General features: G+C 36.5%; 11 protein-coding genes and 3 pseudogenes. 6 read left to right on the forward strand and 8 right to left on the reverse strand.

Going from position 1 to position 10981, the window contains the following annotated elements:
• Nucleotides 1-205: 205 nt before the first annotated feature.
• Nucleotides 206-1518: pseudogene (locus tag HMPREF9088_RS09675) on the reverse strand (IS1380 family transposase).
• Nucleotides 1519-1690: 172 nt separating this feature from the next.
• Between HMPREF9088_RS09675 and HMPREF9088_RS09680 the strand changes: the two are divergent.
• The 4 genes and pseudogenes from HMPREF9088_RS09680 to HMPREF9088_RS09690 all read left to right on the forward strand — a co-directional run.
• The gene (locus HMPREF9088_RS09680; RefSeq protein WP_040366973.1) at nucleotides 1691-2947 is read left to right on the forward strand and encodes a hypothetical protein; all 1257 of its coding nucleotides are present in this window, start codon (nucleotides 1691-1693) and stop codon (nucleotides 2945-2947) included.
• A gap of 28 nt (nucleotides 2948-2975) precedes the next feature.
• A complete protein-coding gene (locus tag HMPREF9088_RS09685; RefSeq protein WP_040366975.1) occupies nucleotides 2976-3239 on the forward strand; it encodes a hypothetical protein in 264 nt (87 codons plus the stop codon).
• A gap of 1 nt (nucleotide 3240) precedes the next feature.
• Nucleotides 3241-3396 carry a hypothetical protein gene (locus tag HMPREF9088_RS11975; protein ID WP_007209067.1) on the forward strand — a complete coding sequence of 52 codons (156 nt, stop codon included), beginning with the start codon at nucleotides 3241-3243 and terminating at the stop codon, nucleotides 3394-3396.
• Nucleotides 3397-3736: 340 nt separating this feature from the next.
• Nucleotides 3737-4179, forward strand: a pseudogene (locus HMPREF9088_RS09690) (transposase); the annotation flags it as partial.
• Between the two features lie 207 nt (nucleotides 4180-4386).
• On the opposite strand, the gene rlmH reads toward HMPREF9088_RS09690, so the two are convergent.
• Nucleotides 4387-4866 (reverse strand): 23S rRNA (pseudouridine(1915)-N(3))-methyltransferase RlmH, encoded by a 480-nt coding sequence (gene rlmH, locus HMPREF9088_RS09695; RefSeq protein WP_007209069.1) that lies wholly within the window; start codon nucleotides 4864-4866, stop codon nucleotides 4387-4389.
• 349 nt (nucleotides 4867-5215) lie between these two features.
• Here rlmH and HMPREF9088_RS09700 point away from each other — a divergent pair, with 349 nt between their 5' ends.
• On the forward strand, nucleotides 5216-6505 hold the full coding sequence (locus HMPREF9088_RS09700) for a S1C family serine protease (protein WP_007209070.1): 1290 nt from the start codon (nucleotides 5216-5218) through the stop codon (nucleotides 6503-6505).
• Between the two features lie 58 nt (nucleotides 6506-6563).
• Here HMPREF9088_RS09700 and ytpR read toward each other — a convergent pair whose 3' ends face one another.
• The 6 genes and pseudogenes from ytpR to pepA all read right to left on the reverse strand — a co-directional run bounded on the left by ytpR (nucleotide 6564) and on the right by pepA (nucleotide 10444).
• Entirely contained in the window at nucleotides 6564-7166 is a 603-nt protein-coding gene (gene ytpR, locus HMPREF9088_RS09705) for a YtpR family tRNA-binding protein (RefSeq protein WP_007209071.1), read from the reverse strand.
• A gap of 78 nt (nucleotides 7167-7244) precedes the next feature.
• Nucleotides 7245-7913 carry a DUF421 domain-containing protein gene (locus tag HMPREF9088_RS09710; protein WP_007209072.1) on the reverse strand — a complete coding sequence of 223 codons (669 nt, stop codon included), beginning with the start codon at nucleotides 7911-7913 and terminating at the stop codon, nucleotides 7245-7247.
• A gap of 13 nt (nucleotides 7914-7926) precedes the next feature.
• Nucleotides 7927-8373, reverse strand: coding sequence for a DUF3290 domain-containing protein (locus HMPREF9088_RS09715; RefSeq protein ID WP_007209073.1), 447 nt, complete (start codon nucleotides 8371-8373; stop codon nucleotides 7927-7929).
• A 117-nt stretch (nucleotides 8374-8490) separates the two neighbouring features.
• Nucleotides 8491-8949 (reverse strand): universal stress protein, encoded by a 459-nt coding sequence (locus tag HMPREF9088_RS09720; protein ID WP_007209074.1) that lies wholly within the window; start codon nucleotides 8947-8949, stop codon nucleotides 8491-8493.
• A 15-nt stretch (nucleotides 8950-8964) separates the two neighbouring features.
• Nucleotides 8965-9315, reverse strand: a pseudogene (locus HMPREF9088_RS09725) (thioredoxin family protein); the annotation flags it as partial.
• Between the two features lie 52 nt (nucleotides 9316-9367).
• The gene (gene pepA / locus HMPREF9088_RS09730) at nucleotides 9368-10444 is read right to left on the reverse strand and encodes a glutamyl aminopeptidase (RefSeq protein WP_007209076.1); all 1077 of its coding nucleotides are present in this window, start codon (nucleotides 10442-10444) and stop codon (nucleotides 9368-9370) included.
• 166 nt (nucleotides 10445-10610) lie between these two features.
• On the opposite strand from pepA, the gene HMPREF9088_RS12100 reads away from it, so the two are divergent.
• The coding region (locus tag HMPREF9088_RS12100) for a hypothetical protein (RefSeq protein ID WP_007209077.1) at nucleotides 10611-10981 on the forward strand (371 nt) is incomplete at its 3' end.

Here is a 10981-nt window from a genome sequence, read left to right on the forward strand (position 1 = left end):
AAACCTGAATAATTCATAGCTTTAATTTTTTTGAATAGCTATTTAAAAAATGTGAGTTTTTTAAATTCTCTCTCTATTTCTAACAACATTTAATTTTTCGTACTACTTTTCTTGTCTATTGCTATTAAAGTGAAAATCAATTCAGTTTTTGGGCAGACTCCACCCCTTTGATTTTTCATCCTTTTTTTCTAAGGTTAGGAAGGATTTATTGACACCGCCTTAGGCGCCTGAAAATTGCATAGAATTCGTTTTGTTGAACATGATAGCTTGGTAATTTAAGGTATATTTTTCTGGCTGTTTGAACAAGCTTTCCAGCAATTTTAAGAAAATGTAAACGAATCGTCTGGATAGTCATTCCTTGGTCTATTTTTTTGAATGCAATCTTTTTTAAAAAATTAACAAGGTTGTAAGCAAGAACGCTTATCATCATTCTCGTATGATTTTCTACAAAACGTGGACTATCTGTCTTGTCAAAAAAGAAAACCGTTTTGGCTTCTTTGATAAAATTTTCCATCGTTCCTCGTTTTTCATAAAGAGAGAAGACAACTTTAGGTGAGACATTTTCGGATAAATTGGTCACAATGAATGCGTGATGAAAGAGAAGTTCACCACTCTCACGAACCGATCGTATGCAGACACGACGAAGTTTTGACCAAGATTGTGCTTGGTAAAAGGAAGAAAAATAATATACCTCTTGTTCATCCCATTTTTGATTGTCATCGTATTGAACAAATTGTTCTGCCAACTGGCTTAACTTGTTATTATTTTTCAATCGAATGACGTAGTGACAGTTGGTATTCTCGCAAGGTTCATACACCTCTGGTGTTGCAAACCCACTATCACCACGTACGAGTATATCTGTAGTAGGTAATTCTTCAATATAATGAGATAGCAATGGTTCAATGAACGCTTTTATTCCTTTCGAGGTGTATTGATTTCCTGGACGTAGTTCTGCTTTTAAAAAGTCACCAGTTAGTCCATTAAAGGCAACTAGCGGATGATACCCATAGGTTTGATAATGTGCATTGTAATTTGTTTGTTCTTGACGTCCAAATGTATCGGAGTGAGTGGAATCAATGTCAATCACTAATTCGGTGTTATTGCGAATCAAAACGTACTTGATTTACCAATGCTTGATTTAACGCTTGCAATTGATGAATAGTTTTCTCCATAAAACGATCGAAAAAACGAGAAAGTGAGGACTGAGAGGCTAGTTGCTTCTTACCTAAAATAGCTTGAAATACAGGGTCTTGTCTTAAAATATTTGCTGAAGAATCAGGCGAATAACCACTAATCAATTGCAAGATAAGTTGTTCCAATATTTCCACGTTATCATGTGTATAATAATTGCGCTTGTCCTCTATGTGAAGGAAATGCTTTGCTAGTTTTGAAAATTGAGGAGTATCCATTAACTCCTTCATTAGAACTAACCCTGAATCACTGGATAAGCAACCACCTGTGTATGAAATTATCATCGTTGAATTGAATTACATTTTGATTGTCATGTAAACTAGTCATCAGAAAAACTCCTTTCTTTTGGTTGGTTTAAGCACCTTTAACATAACAGAACGAAGTTCTTTTTTCATCACCTAATGGGTAAAAATGAAAAATGAGTGTTTTGCTTATTGTTAAGCGATTTGTGAGCATTCGAAGAGAATATATGAATTATTCAGGAAAGAAGGTTGTTAAAATGTTTAATGAAATTAAAGCTAACTCTGAAATAGCGATTGTAAATAAACAAGGTGATCATCTTACTTTTTCAGCTGTAGATATGGATCAAGATATTGACTTATTAAGACTTAAAAAATATAAAGAAATAAAGATATCTAACAAAGGTATGATTACAAGTGGTATTGCTCAAACTGGGCTACAAATTGGTAATCAAATATTATCTTTATCAAAAATTGCTAGTCAAGCTCCTAACGGCTTATATTCAGCAACTACTAATCCCGAAACACTATCTAAACTTAGCAATGGACTAACCTCAACTATCATTAGAAAAAATGGTAAAATTGTTGAACACGCTGGTTTTAAAGAAGTTGGATTACATCTAAATCTAAATCCTGCTATGGCACTTTCTATTGGTATGCAAGCAATGTCAATGATATCAGGAACGTATTATCTAAATAAAATTAACAGTCAATTGACTAGTATTAATTCAAAATTATCTGAACTGATTGAACTACATCATGATGAAAACATTGGAGAGTTACAAACCATTCGCTCGGGCTTAGCAGATATCTCTAATAGAACTACTTTTGATGATTCTGATATTGCAACTATTCGCGATTATAAAAAAGATGCTGATAATATTGAAAAAGAGTACATAAATCGCTTAGATAGATTTTCTAAAGAAAATGTTATAGAAAAAAAATTAGATGATTTAGACCAATTTATTTTAAATTTAAATAAGACAACTGAAATAGCTAATCAAGCAAGTATTTACTCTTTGATGTGTGAGTTAAGTGAACTTTTTATTAGAATGAAGCGCGGTGATGACTCTTTACTTATTGAAGAATTAATTTCACAACTTGAAAAACACTATCAGTCTAGTTTCTATAACAATTCTACAAAAAAGAACAATCATATATATAATTCATTTTTACAATCTATAAAAAATGAAGTTACGAAACTAACTAAAAAAAAGAAAAAAAGTTTTGGAAAACTCGCTGCTACTACTGGAACCTTTTACCTATCTGGTTTTATTGGTTTAGGAGCAGTTGCAGGTACTAAAAAAATAAGCAAAGAACTGAAATTATCAAAATTAAGAAAAAAAGAATTATTATTAAATAATAATTATACTTCTATAAAAAGCACTATATCTCTTTCTAAAAATCAACTTAATATTCCTAAAGTACTTCAAGAATTAAAAACATTACCTACTAAAAATTCAGATTTCTTATTATTAGACGATGGTAGTCAACAGAGAATTTTTATTGAAGAATAGCATCTATAAAAAAATGGAGGTTTTATTTATGAAGAAAAAAAATGAAAATAATTTACCAGATTTATATATTCCAAATTTAAGTGAAAAAGAAGTATCCACTGTAAAATCTGAGATTAGTCACTTTGCTGATAAACGATTAGATCGAGCTGAAAAAATACTAAATGAATCACCTGACTTATCAGAAAAAGAATTAGCTATTCATTTAGCAAAAGAAGATTTAAAAAAGACTAAAAAATTAAGCTTTAAACGTCTGGTACTTAAAAAAATCATAAAAAAATTGGAGGCTAAATAAGATGGCTAAATCTGATATATTAAAAAAAGCCTTAAAAATAATATTATCTTATTTTAAAGAGAATCCAGATAAAATAGACAAGGTGATAGAATTTGGTGTAGCTATGTATTCTAACATAGCTAAAAGGGCAAAAAATAAACAAAATAAAGCTAAATAAGAATAGTCCTTACTGTAATATGTCATGGGCGTTTTAATCAATTAATCACCAATAATCTAACTAAATCTTATGACTAAACTTTGGATTTACTCTTCTAGTCATGCATCGTTTCTGCTATTATCAAACATCATCAAGACTCTCTCTGATAGACAAAAATAAGCCCAGCACCCGAGTATGGGTGCTAGGTCTTTATGAGTATGAGATATATTTAAAATTTCAGTTGAAACATATTATTTTTTTAAATATCGCCGATTGTAAAATTAAGCTAGCCAAATAAAAAAGTCATTTTGTGCTACACTCAAGATAGTTCCGTCGAAAGAATTATACGGAGTGGATACAAATGATCTATACCCATCTTACACCAGACGGCTCGTTATGATAGATGCTTATATGAAAGCCCATGAACCGGTTGCGAAAACATCTCAGATGTTGAAACGTTCAAGACAAACAATCTACAATGTTTGCGTTTACTTTAAGGATGGTCACACTGCATTAGAATACTACCAAAATTACAAGAAAAAATGGGCGAAATGTAGAAGACATTCCATCGTTTTACCAGCAGAACAAGTAAGTTACATTCGGAAAAAAGTTGTTCAAGGGTGGTCTACGGATGTGATTATTGGTCGGGCCGTGTTCCCTATTGGTTGTTCTGTCCGTACCCTTTATAGAATGTTTAAAACTGGTATATTTGACTGCTCTGATTTACCGATGAAAGGGAAACGAAAACCTAATGGACATCAAGAAAAACGCGGTAAACAAGCATTTAGAAGCTTAATACATGACTGTTCGATGATATCATCAATGACTCAGGTCAAACAAATAATCCAGTAAATCCCACTCCAAAAAATAAACTACTTATCAATAAATACTTCAAAAATAGTCTCATATTACCCCCTGTTTTCCCTATCAACAAACACACCCGTATCAATTTATCCTGTGATCCTAATCAAGAATCGCTCTAAATCAACATCCGTATATCCAAAAACCTCATCATTTATGATACGGTTCGCCTTTAATAATCCGAAAGGCACGGTATATTTGTTCGACTAAAATGAGGCGCATGAGTTGATGTGGGTAGGTCATTTTTCCAAATGAAATTTGGGCATCGCTACGTTTCATGACGGCTTGGCTAAGTCCTAGTGAACCACCTATGACAAAGACAAAGCTGCTTTTCCCTTGGATCGTTTGTTGGTTTAGTTGTTGGGCGAAGGCTTCACTGGATGGGTTCTTTCCTTCGATGGCTAATGCGTAGACGTATTCTTGGTCTTTGATTTTGGCTAAGATGCGCTCGCCTTCTTTGTCTTTGACTTGGATCATTTCGGCTTGGCTTAAGTTTTCGGGTGCTTTTTCGTCAGATACTTCGATTAATTGGATTTTTGCATAGCCGCTTAGGCGCTTGGCGTATTCATTGATGCCTGCTATGAGATACTTTTCTTTTAATTTTCCGACAGAGATTATTTTGATGTTCATTGTATCCGCCTTTCTTTTACTTTCTTATTATACACAACTTTTCCACAGGTTTTGAATTTTCTGGCTAAAAACATTGCTGATTTTATTTATAAAAGGTTGTTATTTCGCTTATTTTTGTAAGAACACCCGTTTGTATCCACAGATTCCATGAGTTATGCACATTTCTGTGGATAACTATGGTCGACATATCCCATACTATCCACATAGTTATCCACGTGAATGGTGGATAATCTTTCGAAGGTTTTTCATTAAATTAACCGCATTTCAGCAACAATTCTTCATATTTTTTTCAAATTCTCACAGTAGACTAAAAATGAAAATAAGCTTATACTATTAGTAAGTTATCCATATGGGAGGAAACAATATGAAAACCAAATCTTCTTCACTAGTTAAAAAAATAGGTATTAGCCTACTTAGTGGTGTTGTCGGTGGTGCGTTAAGTTTTGGTGGGTTGTATTATATCGCAAATGGCAATCAATCCAGTAGCTCAACATCAAGTGTTTCATCCACTACTAGCTCAGGCAAAACAACTGTCAGCAATGTAACATATAATGTGACGAGCGATGTAACAACGGCTGTCTCAAAAGTCCAAGATGCCGTTGTATCCATCATTAATTTGCAAAGCACTTCAAGTAATGATCAATTGGGTGGATTATTTAGATCTGATGAGAGCAATAGTTCTTCCAATGATAGTACGCTTGAGATTGCCAGTGAAGGTAGTGGTGTCATTTACAAAAAGTCTGGTGACACTGCCTATATCGTAACCAATAATCACGTTGTTGAAGGTCAAAAGGAACTACAAGTTGTCTTAGCTGATGGTACGAAAGTAACCGCTACGCTTGTTGGGACAGATTCTTATACTGACTTGGCTGTCTTAAAGATTTCTTCAAGTAAAGTCACAACAGTCGCTACGTTTGGTGATTCATCTGCCTTGAAAGTTGGTGAACCTGCGATTGCGATTGGTTCTCCATTAGGATCTGAATACGCAAATTCAGTAACAGAAGGAATCATTTCTTCCTTAAATCGCCAAGTAACTAGTACCAATGATGAAGGGGAAGCCGTTAGTATCAACGCTATCCAAACCGATGCCGCGATCAATCCTGGTAATTCTGGTGGCCCACTGATTAACATTGAAGGCCAAGTCGTTGGGATTAACTCAAGTAAGATTGCAAGTTCATCTTCTTCAAGTTCTGGTGTAAGTGTTGAAGGAATGGGCTTTGCTATTCCTAGTAATGATGTCGTCACAATTATTAATCAATTGGAAAAAAATGGTAAAATTACTCGACCTGCTTTAGGCGTTTCCATGTATGACTTGAGATCGATTTCGAGTGAACAACAAGAAGAAATTCTAAAAGTACCAAGCACTGTGAAACAAGGTGTCGTCATCTTAAATGTGGCAAACGGCACTCCTGCTGAAAAAGCCGGCTTAGAAAAATATGACGTCATTACAAAGATTGACGGCAAAGAAATCACTAGCACGACGGAATTACGAGCAGCACTTTATGCCAAATCAGTCGGTGATACGATGAAGATTACATTCTATCGTGAATCAAAAGAAAAAACAGTGACAGTTGAATTAACTGTCGATCAATCGATATTGAATCAAAGTAGTTCATCCTCATCTAATTCTGGTGAATAAAACAAACAGTAAAAAAAGCGTTTAGCCCGACTTGTTATTCGGAGCTAAACGCTTTTTTTTACTTAAATGCCGACCCTGTTTCGGCATCTTGAGGCAATTCTAAGATGCCTCTTTTTTTAGGCGCATTCGTCAGTTGCAATTCTTTTGCGGAGCAGATCATCCCTGCACTCGCTACACCACGTAGTTCTCCTGGCCAAATAAGTAGACCATCTGGCATCATTGCACCTGGTTTGGCGACGACGACTTTTAGTCCTTTACGGATATTCGGCGCACCACATACGATTTGGAGCACTTTGCCTTCATCGACTTTTACTTTGGTAATCGACAAGTGATCACTATCTGGATGAGCTTCACACTCTTGTACATAGCCCACGACAAATTTTGGTTCAGCATCTTTGACGACTGTTTCTGAAAAGCCAGCTTCTTGAATGAGTTCATTAATGGTAGCTAATTGAGCATCTGTCAGCGTTACTTGGCCGTTGCCTTCTATAGTCATTTTTTCAGAAATGGCAAATAGATTCCAGCCAATTGTGCGGCCGTCTTCTGTTGTTAATTTAGCGACATTTCCTTGACGTTGCACTTGTTGTTTCATTCCACGATCGTCAGCTAGTACAATCAATAATGTGTCACCGACGTATTCTTTGTTATATGCAAAAATCACGTTTGTTCCTCCTCAGTTTTCATACGCTTTCTATCTTACCAAATTTTTTGTGATTCAGCTTGGTTGATGAAAGAATTTTTAGTTTTTTGCCTGCTTGTCTTGTGTTGCACTCGGTTGGGTATAACCATATAGATGCAAGAGACCGGATATATATTCCCCCAGATAGACTGCACCCATCGTCTCAAAGCCTTGTTTTTGCACTTGTGAAATCAACCATTCTTCATCTTTGTCAATTAATTCTAACACGTCTGTATTCGAAAGACCGTCGACAATGATCGAGTAGCGCAAATTTTCATCGCCAAATTCAATAATGGTTAATTGACCGTTTTGTTCCAAGATTGCCCGTTTCACTTGGCTAATTTCATAAATACCATTTGAGCGTAACTTAAACATCAAATCATTGGCCGAGATGCCATTACTTAAACAAACGTCCACCTGTACCTCCCCATTTTGAATAAGGGTCATTGGCTTGCCATCGACTAGCATTTTGATGAAGCGATTGTGTTCTTTAATAAATTTAAGAATAAATGCAAGTAATGTCCAAATAATTAATACGAGCACAAATTGCAATACCGTAATCGTATCATTGTAAATAATCCCGCCAATAATGCCCCCGAGAACATAGTTTTGGATTTGATCGATGGCGGATGTCGGCGCTAAGTTGCCTTTGCCTAATAAATTAATTTGCACAATCAGGCATAAAATACCTAAAGCAAATTTGATAAAAATTGGCGTATAAAATTGCATAGCTGTCTCCTCTCTACTGTGTAACAAGCACAATATCTGTATTTACCAGCTGTGTTTTTGCTAATGTAAATGACTGTCCATCTTGGCTCAAGTCGACTCGATAATAGCTGTCGTCAATTTTCACTAATAATTCATCGACAAGTTGTGTGTTGTTCACATAGATTTCATCTTCAGAGACGTGTTTCATATGTGCGACTCGTTGCACGAATGTCACCATTGTGGAAATGCCAGTGTGTTGACTACGATTGGACTCATAGTTTGAAAATTGAATGCCGGTGATTAATAATAAAATCAAAAAGAAAATAATACTTAGATCACGATATTTTGTCTGCAAACGATGCTTCATATAAAGACTAAATACCAAAAGTAATAGTCCAAGTACGACAAATAATAATCCGTATTTAAAAAGGTCATTGACCGTCGCTTGGTTTTTTAAAAATTCTACGCTGTAAAAAGACATCTGCTCACTTCTTTCAAGTCTAGTGTAGCATTGGACGAAAACGAAAAAAAGCCTTGATTACCAGACTTTCACAAAGAACTTCTTTGCTCCAATCTCGTAATCAAGACAAATAGCGAATTATTTTTCTTCTTCCTTAGGTGAAACGATCAACACATCGCAACGTGCTTCACGTATGACGTAGTTTGCGACACTTCCTGTAATAAAGCGTTCAGCGGCATTTAAGCCTGATTGACCGACCATAATCAAGTTGGCATCAAATTTTTCTGGCAATTCTTTCCCAATCATTTGCTTCGCAGAGCCAAATGCTAAGACTGTTTCGACATTTGTGAAATCAACAGACTTCGCGTAGTTTTCTAATTCTTCCAACAAGGTACTGCCCATTTCTTTTTCATGATCCAAGACGGATTCATTTAATGGTGCATAGCCCATAAATGAAGACATTGGTTGATCCACGATATACGCTACAACGACGCGGCCATTGTTCCGACGTGCGACCTCAACTGCTTTTTTGTATGCATCTTCTGCTTGAGAAGAGCCATCTACTCCAACTAAAATTGTTTGATATCTTTGTTCCATTGTCGTCACCTTTTCTCAATTTTTTGGAAGATGGGTTAAAAATTCCGCGATTTCAGCTTTCGTCTTGCGGTCTTTATTGACTAAGCGGCCTAATTCTTTGCCGTCTTGAATCACGACAAAGCTTGGAATACCAAAAATATCCCATTTGCTGGCTACGTCCATGTATTTGTCACGATTTACCTCGATAAATTGATAATCAGGAAACATCGCTTCAATTTCTGGCATACTTGGATGAATGTAGCGGCAGTCGCCACACCAATCTGCCGTAAAAAAGAAAACATTTTTCCCTTTTTCAACGTAGCTAGCTAACTCTTCAAGACTTTCTGGAATAATCATATGTTCACCTTCTTTTCGTAGTATACTCTTTTTTTTCTTTTGCTCATTTGCGTTTCATACAGACAATTCTTTTCAACAAAAGTTATTTACCTTTGACGATGGTATCGACTGTCGAGCGGTCTAAGCCTTTGAGTGTTTGGATTAACATTTCTCTCGCCGCATCAAAATCACGAATGCTAAACATCGTTTGATGAGTATGGATGTAGCGACCACAGACACCGATCACACTACTTGGAATTCCTTCATTGGCTACATGGGCTGCTCCAGCATCAGTGCCACCTTTGGATACAAAATATTGATAAGGAATATGATGTGTACTAGCAACGTCTAACAAGTATTCTTTCAGCGTTGGCAACATAATCAATCCTGGATCAAAGATACGCAACAATGTGCCTTCTCCGAGGTGACCAAATGTGCCATTTGTCGTGATGGTATCATCGGCCGCTGAACAATCGACTGCGAAGAAAAGATCTGGTTTAAATTTTGTTGCCGCTACTTTTGATCCACGTAACCCAACTTCTTCTTGAACATTGGCACCTGCAATCAATGTGTGACCCAAAGATTCCTTTTGCAATACTTCCAAGGCTTCTAAGACCACTGCACAACCATAGCGATTGTCCCAAGATTTTGAGATAATTCTCTTGCCATTGGCTGTCTTAATGGTTTCTACTTTTGGTACGATGGTGTCTCCTGGACGGACACCGAAAGATTCGGCCTCTTCTTTCGACTCAAAGCCAGCGTCAAATAAAATATCTGCCACTTCTAGTGACTTTTGGCCGCTCGTTCCTCGTAGTAAATGCGGCGGTACTGAGGAAGAGATACATGGGTAATCCCCTTGACTAGTCTTTAAGGTAAAGCGCTGGGCTGAGACCACATACGGATTCCAGCCTCCTAGTGGTACCACTTTAAACAAACCGCGTGCGGTAATTTCTGTCAGTAGAAAGCCAACCTCGTCCATATGAGCAGCGACCATCACTCGTGGTGCATCCACTTCTTTATGGTGACGAATACCAAATAAGCCACCTAAACCATCTTGTTGGACTTCATCCACAAGAGGCGTCAATTCATTGCGCATATAGGAGCGAATGTCTTGCTCAAATCCACTCGTCCCTTGTAGTTCTGTTAGTTCTTTGATTCGTTGAAAGGTTTTTTCTTCCATGCTTTGATTGGCTAGTGCCAATTCGCCTCCTTTAATTGAATGATTCGTCCTTATTATAACTCAAATTACTTTTCAAAAAAGGTTTTGGAGATTATTTCTCTTCCTCAGCGAAAAACTATGGTAAACTAGAGCAAATACAATCGTTGTGTTGAGAGGAGCTGACAAGATGTCTGTTGAAAAAGAAACACGCTCATTATTTACTGATGGATTAGCTGTTGGTATCGGGATTGGTCTATTTAGCGGTATCGTCTCGACGATTTGGGCTAAAAAACGTAGCAATCAATCTGCAGATGAAGTACTTGATGAAGTAAAACTGGCTTTTTTAAAGGAAGGACCGATTGAAGGATCTTGGATTCAATTTCAAAAGCAACCTTTTCGGAAGTTTGCGATTCGAACAGAAGTCTACGCTGGCGGTATTTCACGTATAGAAGACCAAACCTTGGTCACCTATGAGTTTTTAGCCGATGCTCGCACTGGCACGGTCTTAGAAGTCCATCGCATCCCAGTAGAACAAAACGACTCCGTACTCGGTTTTTA

The sequence above is a fragment of the Enterococcus italicus DSM 15952 genome (assembly GCF_000185365.1).
Classification (GTDB): domain Bacteria; phylum Bacillota; class Bacilli; order Lactobacillales; family Enterococcaceae; genus Enterococcus_G; species Enterococcus_G italicus.